Source organism: Streptomyces sp. NPDC031100, assembly GCF_055570785.1.
Genome location: NZ_JBVIGN010000007.1, coordinates 368,619 through 384,873, shown reverse-complemented (window position 1 = coordinate 384,873; position 16,255 = coordinate 368,619). Strand labels below are relative to the sequence as shown.

Sequence of the window (16,255 nt, the reverse complement as noted above, 5' to 3'; positions counted from 1 at the left end):
GTCACCTCCGCGCGAGGGGGTGGGACATCTGGTACGCCAGCCTACGGTCGGCTCCCTCCCCGATCTCCATGAGGGCCTCGTCCAGCTCCATGAACCACTCCCAGGCCGGCCGCCCGTCGGCAGCGGCCAGCCGGGCCACGACCAGGTCCTCCAGCTCCGGCACGCGCTTGTTCTTCCAGACCTTGTCGGCGAGGCTCACCAGCAGGTCCTCCACTCCGATCCCGGGCGCGGTCCAGGAAGCGTGCGTTCCGGCGAACCGGGCCAGGCCGGACTCCACACCGTGGTGCAACAGCAGGTCCCGCCCCGCCTCCTCGTGCCGGGCGCCCGGGCCGGACAGCTCGGCCACGTGCACGGCCTTGCCGATGTCGTGTGTCGCGGCGCCGAAGAGCACCGCCGGCGCGTCGAACTCCAGCCCGGGACAGCGCCGTTGCACCCATGTCACAAGGTCCGCCGCCACATCGTGCACCGCCCTCAGGTGGGCCACGAGACGTGGCGGGGCGTCAACCCGGGCCAGTAGTACGCCGGCCCGCTCGGGAAGTGGTCGTAGTGGTGGATCGGCGATGGCGTCCGTTGCGATGGACACTGCGCTCGTGGCTGTCACCGTGCCAGAGTAATCACCTGGTGATCGTGGCGGACGGCTTACGGAGGGTGTTCATGACGGCGGTGCACACGGCGTTTCTGCTCGGTACGGGTCTGTTCTGGACGGTCGCGTACGTGCTGCTGATCCGCACGGGGTTGCGGGAGCACACGTTCGGGATGCCCGTCGTCGCGTTCGCCACCAACATCAGCTGGGAGTTCATGTTCGCGTTCGTACGGCCCCCGTCCGGGGTCATGCACGTGATCAACATCGTCTGGTTCTGCTTCGACCTTGCCATCGGCTACACCGTCGTACGCTTCGGACGGGCCGAATTCCCCTACCTCCCCGACCGGTTGTTCCTGCCCGCCCTGGCCGTCCTGCTCGCTCTCGCCTACCCGGGCATGAACTACGCCTCCGAGCAGTTCGACGAGGTCGTCGGTGCGATCACCGCGTTCGGCAGCAACCTGGCCATGTCCGGCATGTTCCTGGCCATGCTGGCCGCCCGTCGGGGCACGCGCGGCCAGTCGCCGGGCATCGCCGTGACCAAACTACTGGGCACGGCCTGCGCCTCACTCTCGATGCTCACGGACCCCGCCGGGGAGCCGCGCTACGACAGCGCGCTCATGTACTACCTCTACATCGGCTGCTTCCTCCTCGATCTCGCCTACGCGTACGCGGTGTTCGCCGTCCGGCGCGCCGAGCGGACCGCCGGCTCCGCCGGGTTGCCCGCTCAGAACGCCCTCCAGCGCTGAATCCAGGGCCTTGCCGCTGTTGCGGTTGACAAGCCGCCGGTAGTCGTCGGCGGTCGACTGGAGCGTCCACTGCTGGGTGGCGGTGCCGTTGTTGGCCTGGTTGGCCCCAGTGTGCGGGGTCCAGGTGAGCACCGCGCCGCCGTCGGTGGTCGAGGCGCCGCCTGTGACAACGTTGTCCAGGGACAGGTTCCCCCGGATGGCGGCCCCGCAAGGGCGGACCGACGATGGAGGCGAGGGGTACGGTCACCGTTCGCAGCGCCGGTGCCGCCCGAGGTCGCCGGGGGACGGAGGCCGGCCCCGGCCGCGGTGAGCGGCCGGAAGGGAGGACACCGTGATGCTGGAAGTGAAGACGGTGGACAAGCCGGACGAGCGGCGTGACTTCCCCCGCGGCCATCTCGAGGCTGTCCACCTCACCGGGCTCGACTTCGCCGTGGGCACCTTCGAACCCGGCTGGCGCTGGTCGGAGTCCGTGGCGCCGATCGCGGGCACCGAGAGCTGCCAGTTCCCGCACAGCTGCTATGTCGTTCAGGGCCGGCTGCACATCCGCATGGACGACGGCGGCGAGGGTGAGGTCGGCCCCGGAGACGTGTTCATGTGCCCGCCCGGGCACGACGCCTGGGTCGTGGGTGACGAACAGGTCGTGGTGTACGACTTCGCGGGACCCACGGCACAGAGCTACGCGAAGGCTCCGGGGACCTGACCCGTCCCGCAGGTGCCCCGCGGTGCGCCCGTCACCGCGGGGCACCCGTATGCAGAGCACGCAGAGACAGCGGTCCCCTGGTCAGACCGTGACGACCACCTTCCCGCGGGCGTGCTCCTCTTCCAGGTACCGGATGGCCTCGGGCGCCTCGCCCAGCGGGTACGTCCGGTCGATCACCGGGGTGAGCTTCCCTGACTCGGCCAGCCCCCGCAGGTCCGCCAGCACCGCCTTGCTGGGTGCCGGGCCGATGAGCGGTCGCAGCCGCTGGCGGACGAACGGGGAGAGCGCGAGCCCCTTGAGGATGAGGACGGGAGCCCCGAAGAACTGCCCGGACCTGCCCCCGCTGCCGAGGACCAGCGTCCCGGTGGGCGTGAGGGCACGCCTCAGGCCGGAGATCCCGTGGCCGGCCGCAAGGTCGAGGACGACGTCGTAGCGTCGCCCACCGCGCGTGAAGTCCTCCTGCGTGTAGTCGATCACGTGGTCCGCGCCCGACGAGCGGACCAGCTCGGCGTTGCGCGTGCTGCACACGCCGGTCACCTCCGCGCCGAGGGCCTTGGCGATCTGCACGGCGAACGTGCCGACCCCGCCGGAGGCGCCGTTGACCAGCACCTGCTGCCCGGGCCGCACTTCTGCCACGTCACGCAGGCCGCGCAGGGCGGTGTTCCCGGCCAGCGGCAGGGCCGCCGCCTGCTCGAAGGTCAGGGCGGCGGGCTTGCGCTCCACCCAGGCGTCCGGGACGCACACGTACTCCGCGAACGTGCCGTCGACCTCGCCGAACACCTCGTCGCCCGGCCGGAGATCCAGTACGTTCCGGCCGACCGCCGCCACCTCGCCCGCGAAGTCCCGGCCCCGGATCCGGGCCCGGGGCGCGCGCAGCCCCAGCGCCAGCCGGGCCACATACGGGTCACCGCGCATGAGATGCCAGTCGTACGCGTTCAACCCGGCCGCCCGCACCCGCACCAGCACCTCGTCGTCGGCGGGCACCGGTTGGTCCACGTCCCTCAGCTCCAGCACGTCCGGTGAGCCGTACCGGTCCTGGACGACCGCCCTCATGTCCTGATCTCTCCCCCCTCGCCACGTACTCGCAGGTTAGGGCGAGGCCGCCCGCCCGGGCATCGGGTAAGCGCCCTAGTCCCGGGGGAGGAGGAGTGCGGGTATGTGTAAGGGGCCGCGGTCGTCACAGCTCGTGGGTGACGGCCCCCTCCTCGGCGGACGCGACGGCGTCCGCGTGGCCGAACAGGCCGGGCAGCCCGCCGGTGTGGACGAGCACGGTCTTATCGCCCGGCCGTACGTCGCCGTCCCGGACGGCGGCGGCCAGCCCGGCCAGGGCGCGGCCGGTGTAAATGGGGTCCAGGATGATCCCCTCGGTGCGGGCGGCGAGCCGGAGGGCTTCGGCCACCGGACCGGTCAGCGTCGCGTACCCGCGGCCCACCTGGTCCCGGCGCACCCGCAGGCGTTCCGCCGCGACCTTCTCCGCGGTGAGCGGCGCCGCGAACTCCGCTGCCGCGGCGGCCGGGTCGGCCAGCGCGCCCACGTCGACACCGAGCACCGACTCCGTGCCGAGGGCGGCGACCAGCCCCGCCATGGTGCCGCCCGAGCCGAGCGCGACCACCGCGGTCCGCAGGTCCGGCACCTGTGCGCGCAGCTCCTCGCCGCACCGCACATAGCCTCGCGCGCCCAGCGTGCTGGACCCGCCGAACGGGACCAGGGCCGGCCGGGCGCCCTGCTTCCGCAGCCGCGCGCAGACCTCGTCCGCCACCGCGTCGAGGCCCGCCCGGTCCACGTCGCCCGCCCAGTGCAGCCGTGCCCCCAACAGGCCGTCCAGGGCGAGGTTCCCGGACCGCGACACGCCCGGCGAGCCGCGCAGCACGAGGACGGCGTCCAGGCCCAGCCGGGCGGCCGCCGCGGCGGTCAGCCGGGCGTGGTTGCTCTGCGGGGCGCCCGTGGTCACCAGGGTGTCCGCGCCCTCGGCGAGCGCCGCGCCCACGATCCACTCCAGCTTGCGGATCTTGTTCCCGCCGCCGCCCAGACCGGTCAGGTCGTCCCGCTTGACCCACAGGTCCTGCGCACCGAGCCCGAGCGCGGCGGCGAGCCGGGGTGCCGGTTCGACGGGAGTGGGGAAGGTGCCGAGCTGCACGGGCGGGTGGGTCATGTCGTACGTCCTCCTGGGGGGCGGATGGCCGGGTACAGGGCGGGCAGCCTGCAGGGCTCAGTCGATCATGCCCGGACTCCCCGCGTCACACCGGAAGCAGCCGGGCGATCAGTGCGCTGAGCTGCCGGGCCGTGCGGCACTCGTGCATCTCCACCAGCTCGGCGTAGGCGGGCGCCGCCGAGTCGCCGGTGCCCCACTGGGCGTGCGGTTCGGGGTTCAGCCAGTAGACGCGGCGGGCCCGGCGGGCGAGCTCGCGGACGGCGGGCAGGTTCGGGTCGCCCATGTTGGTGCGGGCGTCCCCGAGCACGAACACCGTCGTCCGCGGGCCGACCGCGGCCCCGTACCGCTCGGCGAACTCGCCGAGCGCGACGCCGTAGTCGCTGCTTCCGTGCCAGCCGGTGAGCGTGGCCTCCGCGCGGATCCGGGCGCTGAGGCCGTCCGGGTCGGCGCGGCCGTGGTCGAGCAGGCCCGTCACCTCGTCGAGGCGGTTGACGAAAGCGAACACCCGGATCTTGCTGAACTGGTCGTGCAGCGCCTGGACCAGCAGCATCGTGAAGTCCGAGAAGCCGGACACCGAGCCCGACACATCGCACAGCAGCACCAGTTCGGGCCGGGCCGGACGGCGTCTGCGCAGCACCGGCCGCATCGGCACCCCGCCCGTGGACAGCGAGGAGCGCAGGGTGCGGCGCAGGTCGATCGTGCCGCGCGCGGCACGGCGGCGGCGCGCGGCCAGCCGGGTCGCCAGCTTCCGGGCGAGCGGCTGAACCGTCCTGCGCAGCTCGGCGAGTTGGTCCCGGCCTGCGTACAGGAAGTCCACCCGGTCGGCAGTCGGGCGCACTGCCCGGCGGGCGATCTCGTCCCGGCTGCGCCGCTCGGCGACCCGGCGTCGCGCCTCCGCACCGACCAGCTGCCGGAACGCCTCGATACGGCGCCGGATCTCGTCGTCCAGCAGCCGGTCCGCGAACCCCGTGCCCCCGTCCCGGCCCCTGATCTCACCCCGCACCCGGGCCAGCAGGGTCTGCGGGCGGAGCCGGTCGAGGGTCTGGTACGCCGACCAGCCGTCCGATCCCGAACTCCCGTACCCGCCGAGACCGTCCACGGCCTCGGCCGCCAGCCGGGCCATCAGCGCGCGGTCGTCGGCGGCCAGCGCGTCCGCGAGCCGGTCGCGCAGCTCCTCCCGGTCCGTCGCTTCGGTGTCCGGACCGCCGACGCCACGCGGGAAGTACAGGTCGAAGACCGGGTCGAACACCGCCCGCTGCCCCGGCCCGTGCAGCAGGGTCGCGGCCAGTCCCTCCCGCAGCAGCGCGCGGTCGGCGAGCCCGAGGGCCTCGGCGGCGCGGGCCGCGTCGACGGTTTCGCCGGTGCCGATCCGCACGCCGTGCGCGCGCAGCGCGCCGACCAGACCGGTGATCCGCCCGTCGACACCGCTCACAGCGCGTCCAGGTCGAGCTTGGCCGCGGCCTTCTGCACGTCGTCCTGGTGCTTGAGGATCACGCCCAGGGTGTCCCGTACGACCGTCTCGTCCAGCGCGTCGGCGCCCAGGGCCAGCAGGGTGCGCGCCCAGTCGATGGTCTCGGCGACCGACGGCACCTTGCGCAGGTCCATCGCGCGCAGCGCCCCGACCACCCGCACCACCGACTCGGCCAGCGCCGACTCCAACCCCGGCACCTTCAGCCGGACGATCCGCCGCTCCAGCTCCTCCTCCGGGAAGCCGATGTGGAGGAACAGGCAGCGCCGGCGCAGCGCCTCCGACAGCTCGCGGCCCGCGTTGGAGGTGAGCACGACGAAGGGGCGCCGGGTCGCCGTGATCGTGCCCAGCTCGGGGACCGTGACCTGGAAGTCGCTGAGCACCTCCAGCAGCAGCCCCTCCATCTCCACGTCGGCCTTGTCGGTCTCGTCGATCAGCAGCACCGTCGGCTCGTCGCCGCGGATCGCGGTCAGCAGCGGGCGGGGCAGCAGGAACTCCTCGCTGAAGATGTCGGTGCGCGTCTCGTCCCAGCTCTCGTCGCGGCCCGCGCTGATGCGCAGCAGCTGCTTGGCGTGGTTCCACTCGTACAGCGCCCGGGACTCGTCCACGCCCTCGTAGCACTGCAGCCGTACCAGTCGCGCCCCGGCGACCTGGGCGACGGCCTTGGCCAGCTCGGTCTTGCCGACTCCGGCGGGGCCCTCCACCAGCAGCGGCTTGCCCAGCCGGGCGGCGAGGAAGACGGTCGTGGCGACTGCGGGCGAGGCGAGGTAGCCGGTCTCGGCGAGACGGGCGGAGACGTCGTCGACGGATGTGAACAACGGGGCCTCCGGCTGGGTCGGGATCTACGTCCGATCACCTATCTAAGCGCTTGTTCACCTTCCTTGTCACGGGATCCATCGGACATCCGGGTATGTGTATACCGATCGGTTTCCGTTGATCCCGGACGCGGTGACCTCGCCGTATCTCGGTTGCCCCTACCTGGCCGTGCTCGTCGAGCTGAAGGACCCGGACCACCCGGCGAGCCAGGTCGCTTCCGGCGTGGAGTAGCCCGCGTCCGGCCCCGAACGGGCCACCCCAACGCGCCGACCCGCTCGCCCGCCCGCTGGAATGGACTCGTGACCGCGCCCCCGGACGACTGCCTCGCGCGCAACGAGTGGATCTGCGGCGCCTATCTGAGCACCCGCCGCCAGATCCTCCTCGACGCGGTCGTCCAGCACCTCCAGCTGACGGCGGTGTCGGTCGCCATCGGTCTGGCCATCGCCCTGCCGCTCGCGGTGCTGGCCCGACGCTGGTCCCTGACGGCCGGCCCGGTCCTCGGCATGACGACGGTCCTCTACACCATCCCGTCCCTGGCGATGTTCTCCCTGCTCCTGCCCCTCTACGGCCTCTCGGCCACCCTGGTCGTCGCCGGACTGGTGCTCTACTCGCTCACCCTGCTCGTGCGCAACATCCTCGCCGGGCTGCGCGCGGTCCCCCAGGAGACCCGGCAGGCCGCCCGCGGCCTCGGCTACGGCCCGATCCGGCTGCTGCTCACCGTGGAACTACCCTTGGCCCTGCCCGCCGCGATGGCCGGGCTGCGCATCGCGACCGTGTCGGCGGTCTCCCTGGCCACGGTCGGCGCGATCGTCGGCTACGGCGGCCTCGGCAACCTGATCTACGCGGGCATGAACACCTACTTCAAGGCCCAGGTGCTCACCGCGTCCGTGCTGTGCGTCCTGATCGCCGTCGCCGCCGACCTGCTCCTGCTGGGCGTGCAGTGGCTGATCACCCCCTGGGCCCGGGCGGCCCGCGCATGAACACCCTCGGGGCCACCTGGCACTGGCTCACCGACCCCGCGCACTGGTCCGGCGAGGACGGCGTCCGGCACCGGCTGCTCCAGCACCTGGTGCTCACCGTCGTCTGCCTGTTCCTCAGCTGTCTGATCGCGCTGCCGGTCGCGCTGGTCCTCGGTCACCTGGGCAGGGGCGGCGCGCTCGCCGTCAACATCTCCAACGTCGGCCGGGCCGTCCCCACCTTCGCGGTGCTGGTCCTGCTCCTGCTGACCCCGGTGGGGAAGTGGGGCGAGGGGCCCACGGTGGTCGCCCTGGTGCTGTTCGCCGTGCCGCCCCTGCTCACCAACGCCTACGTCGGCATGCGCGAGGTCGACCGGAGCGTCGTACGGGCGGCGCGGGGGATGGGCATGACCGGGTGGCAGATGCTGTTTCACGTGGAACTGCCCCTTTCGCTCCCGATGGTCCTCAACGGGGTGCGGATCGCCGCCGTCCAGCTCGTCGCCACCGCCACCATCGCCGCGCTCGCGGGCGGCGGCGGCCTCGGCCGGATCATCACGGCCGGCTTCAACCTGGCCAGCACGCCCCAGGTGGTCGCCGGCGCCCTTCTCGTCGCCGTGTTCGCCCTGATCGTCGAGGGCGTCTTCGAGGCCGCCGAACGCCTGGCACCGGTACGGGCCCGGGGCGGCCGGTGAGGAGCCGCACCGCGGTGACGGCGGCCGCGCTCCTCGCCCTCACCGCCTGCTCCACGGGCCCCTCCCTGGAGAACCGCGGCGAGGTCACCTCGTCGCCCGGCGACAGCCACCACCTGACCATCGGCACGGCCGGCTTCACCGAGAGCGACCTGCTCGCCCAGATGTACGCGCAGCTGCTGAACCAGGCCGGCTACAAGACCTCGATCCTCACCGTCGCCAACCGGGAGCTGTACGAACCGGCCCTGGAGTCCGGCCGGATCGACGTCGTACCGGAGTACGCGGCCACCCTCGCCGACTGGCTGAACGCCAAGACCCACGGCGCCGACGCGATCCCCGTCGGCTCACCCGACCTCGCCGCCACCATGAACGCCCTGCGGGAACTCGCCGCACCCCGCGGACTCACGGTCCTCCCGCCCGGCCGCGCGGTCGACCAGAACGCCTTCGCGGTGAGCGCCGACTACGCCCGCAGACACGGCCTCAAGACCCTCAGCGACCTCGGCGCCGCGCAGCTGAAGGTGCGGCTCGCCGCCGGAGACGAGTGCGTGCAACGGCCGTACTGCGAACCGGGGCTGAAGAAGGTGTACGGCATCGACGTCACCGCGGTGGACCCGAAGGGCGTGGGCACCACGCAGGCCAAGCGGGCGGTCCAGGACGGCCGGGACCAGCTGGTGCTCACCACCACCACGGACGCCACCCTCGACCAGTTCGGTCTGGTCCTGCTCGCCGACGACAGGCATCTGCAGAACGCCGACTACGTCGTCCCGGTCGTCAACCGCTCCCGCGCGGGCAGTCAGCGCGTGGCGCAGGCCCTGGGCAAGCTCAATGACGTCCTGACGACCAAGGACCTGGCGCAGCTGAACCAGCAGGTGGACAGCTGGCGCCGGTTGCCCGCCGACGTGGCCCGGACCTATCTGAAGGACAAGGGCCTGCTGAAGTGATCCAGGTCAGGCGTCCGACACCGAGTCGAAGCTGACCTGCCCCCGCGCGACACCCCGCGCGTCCGCGTCCACCGAGCGGCGCAGCGCCTCGTGCAGCTTCGCCGGGGTCAGCACGCCCAGGAAGCGCGCCCCGTCCAGCACCGCGACCCACCCGGCGTCGTACTGGAGCATCACCCCGAACGCCTGCTTCAGCGGAGCGCCCACCGGCACCCACGCGGTCATCCGGTGCGCGAGGTCCCCGACCGTGCCGCCCGCGGCCAGCTCATGGCGCCCGACCCAGCCGTGCAGATCGCCGCGCGCGTCGAGGACCACCGCCCACCGGGCGCCCTCGGCCCGCAACCGCTCCGCCGCGCGCCCGGCGGGCTCGTCCAGCCGGGCCACCTGCGGCTGTTCGAGATCGTCCGGCTCGATCTCCGTGACCGACAGCCGCTTCAGGCCCCGGTCGGCGCCCACGAACCCGGCGACGTACGGCGTGGCGGGCGCGCCGAGCACCGCCCCCGGCGTGTCGAACTGCTCGATCCGGCCCTGCCCGTACACGGCGATCCGGTCGCCGAGCCGGACGGCCTCCTCGATGTCGTGCGTGACCAGCAGCACCGTCTTGCGCACCGCGGCCTGCATCCGCAGGAACTCGTCCTGCAACTGCTCGCGCACCACCGGGTCGACCGCCCCGAACGGCTCGTCCATCAGCAGCACCGGCGGGTCCGCCGCGAGCGCCCGCGCCACGCCCACCCGCTGCCGCTGGCCGCCCGAGAGCTGCTCCGGATAGCGCGGTCCGTACGTCTTCGGGTCGAGGCCCACCAGATCGAGCAGCTCGGCGGCCCGGGCCCGCGCCTTCGCCCGCTTCCAGCCGAGCAGCGCCGGCACGGTCGCGGTGTTGTCCAGCACCGTGCGGTGCGGGAAGAGGCCCACCTGCTGGATGACGTAGCCGATCCGGCGGCGCAGCCGCACCGGGTCGACCTGGGCGATGTCCTCGCCGTTCACGAAGATCCGGCCGGAGGTCGGCTCGATCAGCCGGTTCACCATCATCATGGTCGTCGTCTTGCCGCAGCCCGAGGGACCCACGAGCGTGACGAGTTCCCCCTCGGACACCTCGAAGGAGAGACCGTCCACGGCCGTCGTACCGTCCGGATACCGCTTGGTGACCTGCTCGAACCGGATCATTCCCTCACGCTAACGGGCCCGCCCGTGCGGTGCCCGGCGGCGGCATCGGCCAGGTGAACCCGTTCAGCCGAGCAGGACCACCTCCAGGGTGCGCGGGCCGTGCACGCCCTCCACCCGGTCCAGCTCGATGTCACTGGTGGCCGAGGGACCGGAGATCCAGGTCAACGGGCGCCTCGGATCGAGCCGTTCGAGGGCCTGCGGGACGGAGGAGACGACCTGGTCGGGCACCCGCACCACGCAGATGTGGTGGTCCGGGATGAGGCTGATCCGGCGCCGGCCCTGGTCCGGGCCGCCGTCGAGGACGATGGTGCCGGTCTCGGCGATGGCGACCGCGCAGCCGGTGACCACGCTCTCCACCTTGTCCAGCTGGTGGGGCGTGCTCGCCGCGCGGTCGTGGATCCGGGTGGGATCGGCGGCCTTCATCCACGCGGGCGGGAGTCCCGGGGGCACGAGCACGTCCTGCGATCCGCGTCGGGCGAGCAACCGCATGATGAGGTGGGACAGTTCGTCCTCGGTGGTGCGGTGCACGATCGCCCGGTAGTCCGCCAGGTTCTCGGCGAGCAGGTCCACCGTCTCCTCGACGGTCCGGTCCCCGTGCACGCGCAGATAGCCGCGGGGCACGGCCTCCTCGTACGGCGTGTCGTCCGGTCGTACGTCCGCGAGCGCGCGCCGCACCCGGCCCAGGATCCGGTCCCTGCTGCTCACTTCACGTCCTTCTTTCCGCCGTTCGTGCGCTGCCACCAGTCGCGGAACGGTTCCGCCGGTACGGCGGGCAGGTCCCGCGTCCCGGTCCACGCCCTGCCGGGTCCCGGCAGGGTACGGGGATGGACGCGGCGGCTGCGGGAAGCGAGCCGTTGGCCCGTGCGCAGAACACCCGGGTGTGAGAACGCCCAGCGTGCCGCGCGCATCGCCGCCCGCTCGGCCGCGTGCCCCTTGGCCGGCTTGAGCACCACCTTGTTGCCGTTCCGGATCACCTGGCCGCCCTCCACGACCCGCTCCCGCAGATGCACCAGCACCTCGGGGATGTCGATGGCGACCGGGCACACCTCGTAGCAGGCCCCGCACAGACTCGACGCATACGGCAGCGAGGCGTCGATCTCGCTTGCCGTGCCCCGGAGTTGGGGGCTCAGAATCGCGCCGATCGGGCCCGGGTACACCGAGCCGTACGCATGCCCGCCGGCCCGCTCGTACACCGGGCACACGTTCAGACACGCCGAGCAGCGGATGCACCGCAGCGCCTGGCGGCCGACCTCGTCGGCGAGGGTGTCGGTACGGCCGTTGTCGAGGAGCACCAGGTGGAAGGTGCTCGGGCCGTCGCCGTCCGTCGTGCCGGTCCACATGCTCGTGTACGGGTTCATGCGCTCGGCCGTGGAGGAGCGGGGGAGTGTCTGCAGGAAGACCTCCAGGTCCCGCCAGGTCGGCACGATCTTCTCGATGCCGACGACCGAGATCAGTGTCTCGGGCAGGGTCAGGCACATCCGGCCGTTGCCCTCGGACTCGACGACGACGAGCGTCCCGGTCTCGGCGACCATGAAGTTGGCGCCGGAGACGCCGACCTTGGCGCGCAGGAACTTCTCGCGCAGATGCAGGCGGGCGGCCTCGGCGAGTTCGGCGGGCGCGTCGGTCAGGCCCTCGGGGGCGGGGCGGCCCCATGCGCCCATCTCGGCGCGGAAGATGTCCCGGATCTCGCCCCGGTTGCGATGGATCGCGGGGACCAGGATGTGCGAGGGCCGGTCCTTGCCCAACTGGACGATCAGTTCGGCGAGATCGGTCTCGTAGGCGCGGATCCCTTCCGCTTCGAGGGCTTCGTTGAGTCCGATCTCCTGCGTGGCCATGGACTTGACCTTGACGACCTCCGACTCGCCCGTGGCCTTGACGAGTTCGGCCACGATCCGGTTGGCCTCGTCCGCGTCGGCGGCCCAGTGGACCGTACCCCCGGCGGCGGTGACCGCCTCCTCCAACTGCACGAGATAGCGGTCCAGATGGCGCAGGGTGTGGTCCTTGATGCGCCGGCCCGCCTCCCGCAGCTCGGCCCAGTCGGACAACTCGGCGACCGCCTTGGCCCGCTTGGTGCGGATGGTGTGCGTGGCGTGCCGCAGATTGCCGCGCAGGGTCCGGTTGTTGACCGCCTCACGCGCCGCCTGCGGAAAGGCCGGCTGGGTGGGCGGGGGAAACACAGGCATGCCGACGAACGTCCCGCTCATACCGCCGGTTCCTCCTCCGTGCTCGCCAGGATCTCCGCGATGTGCACCGGCCGCATGCCCACCTCGAGCCGGCTCATGGTGCCGCCGATGTGCATCAGACAGGAGTTGTCGGCCGCGCACAGCACCTCCGCTCCGGTCGACTCGGCGTTGCGCACCTTGTCCGCGCCCATCGCCGCCGAGACGTCGGAGTTCTTCAGCGCGAAGGTGCCGCCGAACCCGCAGCACTCCTCGGCGCCCGGCAACTCGACCAGCTCCAGCCCCTTGACCGCCTGCAACAGCCGCCGGGGCCGCTCGCCCAGCCCTAGACCGCGCAGGCCGTGGCAGGTCGGGTGATAGGTCACCTTGTGGGGGTAGTAGGCCCCCACGTCGGTCACGCCCAGCACGTCGACCAGGAACTCCGTCAGTTCGTACGTCTTGGGGACCACGGGTGCCAGCGTCCGGGCGAGGGTGTCCCCGCGCCCCTCGGCCCGCGCCCGCTCGCCGATGCGCGGATACAGCTCCCGCACCATCGCCCCGCATGATCCGGACGGGGTCACGATCGCCTCGTACTCCCCGAAGACATCGGAGAAATGCCGGGCGAGCGGCTCTGCCTCATGCCGGTAGCCGGTGTTGTAGTGCGCCTGCCCGCAGCAGGTCTGCGCCAGCGGGAAGTCGACCTCGACACCCAGTCTGGTCAGCAGCTTCACCACCGCCCGGCCGGTGTCCGGATAGAGCGTGTCGTTGACACAGGTCAGGAACAGGGCGACACGCATCGCGGCTCCTCGGAGTCGGTCATCGGACGAGTGCAGGGTAATGGGCGGATCCTGCCGAGGGGAGTGGGCGGCTCACCGCGTGGCGAGGCGGGCCGCCGCCCGACGCCAGCGCGCGGTGTCGCCCCGGGGCGCGTACCGGGTCAGCGGCTGGGTACGGGTGAGCAGCCGGCGCATGTCGGCGGGATCGCCGACCAGCCCGTGGGCGCGGGCCTGCACGAGGACGTTGCCGAGGGCGGCCGCCTCCGTCGCGCCCGCCACCACCGGCAGCCCGCACGCGTCGGCGGTCAGCCGGCACAGCAGCGCGTTGCGCGTGCCGCCGCCGACGACGTACACGACGTCCACCGGACGGTCGGCCAGCCGCTGCGCGTCCCGGACGGCCCGCCGGTGGGCGAGGGCGAGGGAGTCGAGGATGCACCGCGTGATCTCGGCGGGCGTCCCGGGCACAGGCTGCCCCGAGGCCCGGCACGCCTCGGCGATCCGCTCCGGCATCCGCCCCGGCGCCAGGAACGCCTCGTCCCCGGCGTCCACCACCGATCGCAGCGCCGGCACCCCGGCGGCGTGACGCAGCAACAGCCCCAGATCCGGCTCGCCCCAGGCCCGTACGCACTCCTGGAGCAGCCACAGCCCCATGATGTTGCGCAGATAGCGGACCGCGCCGTCGAGCCCCCAGCTCGTTGGTGAAGTTCGCGGCCCGGCTCTCCTCGGTGAGCACCGGCGCGGCCAGCTCCAGGCCGGCCAGCGACCAGGTGCCGGTGCAGATATAGGCGAAGCGCTCGCCGACGGCCGGGGCCGCGGCCACCGCCGACGCCGTGTCGTGCGAGCCGACCGCGGTCACCGGCACCGGGCCGGTGAGCCCCGTCTCCTCCAGCACCTCCGGTCGGAGCACACCGGCCGGATCACCCGGCTGCCGCAGCGGCGCGAACAGCCCGAGGTCGATGCCGAGCCGCTCGGCGACGTCGTACGACCACGCACGCGTCCGAGGGTCGATCAGCTGCGTGGAGGAGGCGTTGGTCAGCTCGGTGCCTTTCGCCGGTCAGCCAGTACGTCAGCAGGTCGGGGATGAGCAACAGCCGCCTGACGTGGGCGAACTGGGCGGTCGAGCGGGCCGCCGTCAGCTGGTGGAGGGTGTTGAAGGGGGCGTACTGCAGCCCGGTGGCCGCGTACAGCTCGGCGGCCGGCACGGTCGCCCACACCTTCTCCGCGCTGCCTGTGGTGCGGGTGTCGCGGTAGTGCACCGGATTGCCGAGCAGGGCCCCGTCGTCCGCCTGACCCGGGACCGGCCCCGGTGCTGGCCCTGAGGGACGTCTCGAAGTCCTTCGGTCGCCGGCACCTTCGCCGCCCGCACCGCCGTCGCACTCGCCTCCGGACAGATCACCGGCAAGGAGGGCGAGACCTTCAAGACCGGCTCCACGACGTACACCATCGGCAAGGACGGCGTGATCAACCTGGGCACGCCCACCGTGTTCGACGCCAAGAACATCGACCGGTTCACCTTCTAGTCAACGAAGGGGCGTTGATGGAACGCGTGTGCTTCCTGCTGACGGTACGGGCGGATCGCCTCGACGAGTACCGTGAGCGGCACGCCGCCGTATGGCCGGAGATGGTGGCAGGCCGAGATGGCGCCGTTCTGCGAGTCACCGGACGGCGCCCGGCCCGACGAGGCCATGAATCCGCTCACCGAAGTCTTCCACCTGGCCTGACGCCTGGAGGCTGCTCATGAACCCCTCGGTCACCCCGAAGGGCAGGACACAACTCGACCCCCGGGCCGTCTACTTCGTCTCCTACGACGGCCTGGTCAACAACAACTCCTTCCAGAAGAGCGGCCTGTTGACCCACCAGGGCCATCAGTACGCCGCCTGGTACACGGCCACCCGCAACGCCGTGATCGCCCGCCGGGTCCTCGGCGGCTCCACCTGGTCGACCCTCGCCCTGCCCCACCGGCTCAAGGCCGACGACTCGCACAACGTCATCTGCATGGGCGTCTCGAAGACCGACGGGCGTCTCCACATCGCCATGGACGCGCACAGCGACGGCTTCTTCTACGTCAAGTCGGTCGCCGGACTCGTCGACGACGCCGTGTCCACGCCCTGGATCCCGTCCGTCTTCGGCGCCGTACGGACGACCCTCGACGGGCTCACCCTCGCCTCGCAGTTCACCTACCCCCAGTTCGTCTCCGCGCCCGAGGGGAAGCTCCAGCTGAGCTATCGCGTCGGCATCTCCGGCGACGGCCGCAACGCCCTTGCCGAGTACGACGGTTCGTCCTGGACGGCACTGGGGGAGTGGACCAGCTCCACCGGCACCTACACCGGCTCGCACGGCTCCAGCACCGCCCGCAACATGTACCTGCACGGCATCGACTACGACGCGAGCGGCCGGTTGCACGCCTTCTTCAGCTGGCGTGAGCAGAACGTCGCCGTGACCGGCAACAGCCGTGGCCTCGCCAACCACGACACCGGGTACGTCCACTCCGAGGACCGGGGGCGCACCTGGCGCAACGACGCGGGAGTCGTCGTAGGCACCACCGGGGGCTGCGACAAGGTCGCCGTCACCGACCCCGGCCTGGTGGTCGATCCCCTCGGCCCCGACCACTGTCTGATGAACCAGGAGAGCCAGGCCGTCGACTCGGCCGGCCTGCCGCACGCCATCATCAGTTACGTCCCCGGCCGGCTCGGTCCGTGCACCACGGACCACGTCGGCGACCGCACCGCGCGCGGCCGGGCCTTCCACATCCGCAAGAACGCCTCGGGCACTTGGCAGAAGACCGAGATCCCCGTCGTACCCAACTCCAGCCAGCGCACAAAGCTTGTCCTGGACCGGTACGACAACGCCTACGCGATCCTCCCCCGCGGCCGGATCGCCGGTGCCTCGAAGTCCTCCGGGTACACGGACTGGGCGCTGCTGTACGACGGCGGCGGCCTGGACGCCTTCGGCGAGGTCGTGACCGACGAGTTGCGGGTCGAGGCGGACAACGTGCTGTCGTTCATGTACCAGGAGAAGTCGAGTGGTACGACCCCCTCGGCCCTCCACGTCGTGGACTTCGCCCTGCCCGTCTGACCCCGTCGGTTGTGCGACGGGATGGCGGTAATG

At 72.1% G+C, this 16,255-nt stretch carries 15 protein-coding genes and 4 pseudogenes; 8 read left to right on the top strand and 11 right to left on the bottom strand.

The window, feature by feature from the left end; all coding sequences use genetic code 11:
- Window position 1: 1 nt before the first annotated feature.
- The gene (locus ACZ5DS_RS22120; RefSeq protein WP_468241118.1) at window positions 2-601 is read right to left on the bottom strand and encodes a phosphohydrolase; all 600 of its coding nucleotides are present in this window, start codon (window positions 599-601) and stop codon (window positions 2-4) included.
- A 53-nt stretch (window positions 602-654) separates the two neighbouring features.
- Here ACZ5DS_RS22120 and ACZ5DS_RS22115 point away from each other — a divergent pair, with 53 nt between their 5' ends.
- On the top strand, window positions 655-1,329 hold the full coding sequence (locus tag ACZ5DS_RS22115; RefSeq protein ID WP_468241115.1) for a transmembrane-type terpene cyclase: 675 nt from the start codon (window positions 655-657) through the stop codon (window positions 1,327-1,329).
- Window positions 1,330-1,383: 54 nt separating this feature from the next.
- Here ACZ5DS_RS22115 and ACZ5DS_RS22110 read toward each other — a convergent pair.
- A pseudogene (locus ACZ5DS_RS22110) lies at window positions 1,384-1,461 on the bottom strand (hypothetical protein); the annotation flags it as partial.
- Between the two features lie 202 nt (window positions 1,462-1,663).
- Here ACZ5DS_RS22110 and ACZ5DS_RS22105 point away from each other — a divergent pair.
- Entirely contained in the window at window positions 1,664-2,029 is a 366-nt protein-coding gene (locus ACZ5DS_RS22105) for a cupin domain-containing protein (protein WP_468241287.1), read from the top strand.
- 81 nt (window positions 2,030-2,110) lie between these two features.
- Here the strand turns inward: ACZ5DS_RS22105 and ACZ5DS_RS22100 are convergent, their stop codons facing one another.
- The 4 genes from ACZ5DS_RS22100 to ACZ5DS_RS22085 all read right to left on the bottom strand — a co-directional run bounded on the left by ACZ5DS_RS22100 (window position 2,111) and on the right by ACZ5DS_RS22085 (window position 6,467).
- Window positions 2,111-3,082, bottom strand: a complete 972-nt coding sequence (locus ACZ5DS_RS22100) for an NAD(P)-dependent alcohol dehydrogenase (RefSeq protein WP_468241113.1) — start codon at window positions 3,080-3,082, stop codon at window positions 2,111-2,113.
- 124 nt (window positions 3,083-3,206) lie between these two features.
- On the bottom strand, window positions 3,207-4,181 hold the full coding sequence (locus ACZ5DS_RS22095; RefSeq protein ID WP_468241111.1) for a pyridoxal-phosphate dependent enzyme: 975 nt from the start codon (window positions 4,179-4,181) through the stop codon (window positions 3,207-3,209).
- A gap of 85 nt (window positions 4,182-4,266) precedes the next feature.
- Window positions 4,267-5,613, bottom strand: a complete 1,347-nt coding sequence (locus ACZ5DS_RS22090) for a vWA domain-containing protein (RefSeq protein ID WP_468241109.1) — start codon at window positions 5,611-5,613, stop codon at window positions 4,267-4,269.
- Complete coding sequence (locus tag ACZ5DS_RS22085; protein WP_468241107.1) at window positions 5,610-6,467, bottom strand: AAA family ATPase; 858 nt, start codon at window positions 6,465-6,467, stop codon at window positions 5,610-5,612. Before ACZ5DS_RS22085 ends, ACZ5DS_RS22090 begins: the two co-directional genes overlap by 4 nt.
- A 297-nt stretch (window positions 6,468-6,764) precedes the next feature.
- On the opposite strand from ACZ5DS_RS22085, the gene ACZ5DS_RS22080 reads away from it, so the two are divergent.
- From ACZ5DS_RS22080 to ACZ5DS_RS22070, 3 genes are read left to right on the top strand one after another with little or no spacing between them, the layout of a single operon-like run.
- The gene (locus tag ACZ5DS_RS22080; protein ID WP_468241105.1) at window positions 6,765-7,445 is read left to right on the top strand and encodes an ABC transporter permease; all 681 of its coding nucleotides are present in this window, start codon (window positions 6,765-6,767) and stop codon (window positions 7,443-7,445) included.
- Window positions 7,442-8,113: an ABC transporter permease gene (locus ACZ5DS_RS22075; RefSeq protein WP_468241103.1), complete on the top strand. Its 672-nt coding sequence runs from the start codon at window positions 7,442-7,444 to the stop codon at window positions 8,111-8,113. Before ACZ5DS_RS22080 ends, ACZ5DS_RS22075 begins: the two co-directional genes overlap by 4 nt.
- Window positions 8,110-9,051 (top strand): ABC transporter substrate-binding protein, encoded by a 942-nt coding sequence (locus ACZ5DS_RS22070; RefSeq protein WP_468241100.1) that lies wholly within the window; start codon window positions 8,110-8,112, stop codon window positions 9,049-9,051. The genes ACZ5DS_RS22075 and ACZ5DS_RS22070 overlap by 4 nt, the downstream gene beginning before the upstream one ends.
- Before the next feature lie 6 nt (window positions 9,052-9,057).
- Here the strand turns inward: ACZ5DS_RS22070 and ACZ5DS_RS22065 are convergent, their stop codons facing one another.
- The 5 genes and pseudogenes from ACZ5DS_RS22065 to ACZ5DS_RS22045 all read right to left on the bottom strand — a co-directional run.
- A complete protein-coding gene (locus ACZ5DS_RS22065) occupies window positions 9,058-10,212 on the bottom strand; it encodes an ATP-binding cassette domain-containing protein (protein WP_468241098.1) in 1,155 nt (384 codons plus the stop codon).
- A gap of 63 nt (window positions 10,213-10,275) precedes the next feature.
- Window positions 10,276-10,917: a LutC/YkgG family protein gene (locus ACZ5DS_RS22060; protein ID WP_468241096.1), complete on the bottom strand. Its 642-nt coding sequence runs from the start codon at window positions 10,915-10,917 to the stop codon at window positions 10,276-10,278.
- Window positions 10,914-12,416 (bottom strand): LutB/LldF family L-lactate oxidation iron-sulfur protein, encoded by a 1,503-nt coding sequence (locus ACZ5DS_RS22055; protein ID WP_468241094.1) that lies wholly within the window; start codon window positions 12,414-12,416, stop codon window positions 10,914-10,916. Before ACZ5DS_RS22055 ends, ACZ5DS_RS22060 begins: the two co-directional genes overlap by 4 nt.
- Window positions 12,413-13,168 (bottom strand): (Fe-S)-binding protein, encoded by a 756-nt coding sequence (locus tag ACZ5DS_RS22050; RefSeq protein ID WP_468241092.1) that lies wholly within the window; start codon window positions 13,166-13,168, stop codon window positions 12,413-12,415. The genes ACZ5DS_RS22055 and ACZ5DS_RS22050 overlap by 4 nt, the downstream gene beginning before the upstream one ends.
- A 72-nt stretch (window positions 13,169-13,240) precedes the next feature.
- A pseudogene (locus tag ACZ5DS_RS22045) lies at window positions 13,241-14,427 on the bottom strand (rhamnulokinase); the annotation flags it as partial.
- A 66-nt stretch (window positions 14,428-14,493) separates the two neighbouring features.
- Between ACZ5DS_RS22045 and ACZ5DS_RS22040 the strand changes: the two are divergent.
- The 3 genes and pseudogenes from ACZ5DS_RS22040 to ACZ5DS_RS22030 all read left to right on the top strand — a co-directional run.
- A pseudogene (locus ACZ5DS_RS22040) lies at window positions 14,494-14,667 on the top strand (rhamnose ABC transporter substrate-binding protein); the annotation flags it as partial.
- A gap of 17 nt (window positions 14,668-14,684) precedes the next feature.
- A pseudogene (locus tag ACZ5DS_RS22035) lies at window positions 14,685-14,868 on the top strand (L-rhamnose mutarotase).
- A gap of 16 nt (window positions 14,869-14,884) precedes the next feature.
- Window positions 14,885-16,222: a BNR repeat-containing protein gene (locus ACZ5DS_RS22030; protein ID WP_468241090.1), complete on the top strand. Its 1,338-nt coding sequence runs from the start codon at window positions 14,885-14,887 to the stop codon at window positions 16,220-16,222.
- Window positions 16,223-16,255: the final 33 nt, after the last annotated feature.

Coding starts and splice junctions, on each gene's coding strand:
- ACZ5DS_RS22075 (WP_468241103.1), top strand. CDS start 7,442: ATGAACACCCTCGGGGCCACCTGGCACTGGCTCACCGACCCCGCGCAC.
- ACZ5DS_RS22055 (WP_468241094.1), bottom strand. CDS start 12,416: ATGAGCGGGACGTTCGTCGGCATGCCTGTGTTTCCCCCGCCCACCCAG.
- ACZ5DS_RS22105 (WP_468241287.1), top strand. CDS start 1,664: ATGCTGGAAGTGAAGACGGTGGACAAGCCGGACGAGCGGCGTGACTTC.
- ACZ5DS_RS22030 (WP_468241090.1), top strand. CDS start 14,885: ATGAACCCCTCGGTCACCCCGAAGGGCAGGACACAACTCGACCCCCGG.
- ACZ5DS_RS22095 (WP_468241111.1), bottom strand. CDS start 4,181: ATGACCCACCCGCCCGTGCAGCTCGGCACCTTCCCCACTCCCGTCGAA.
- ACZ5DS_RS22115 (WP_468241115.1), top strand. CDS start 655: ATGACGGCGGTGCACACGGCGTTTCTGCTCGGTACGGGTCTGTTCTGG.
- ACZ5DS_RS22065 (WP_468241098.1), bottom strand. CDS start 10,212: ATGATCCGGTTCGAGCAGGTCACCAAGCGGTATCCGGACGGTACGACG.
- ACZ5DS_RS22050 (WP_468241092.1), bottom strand. CDS start 13,168: ATGCGTGTCGCCCTGTTCCTGACCTGTGTCAACGACACGCTCTATCCG.
- ACZ5DS_RS22100 (WP_468241113.1), bottom strand. CDS start 3,082: ATGAGGGCGGTCGTCCAGGACCGGTACGGCTCACCGGACGTGCTGGAG.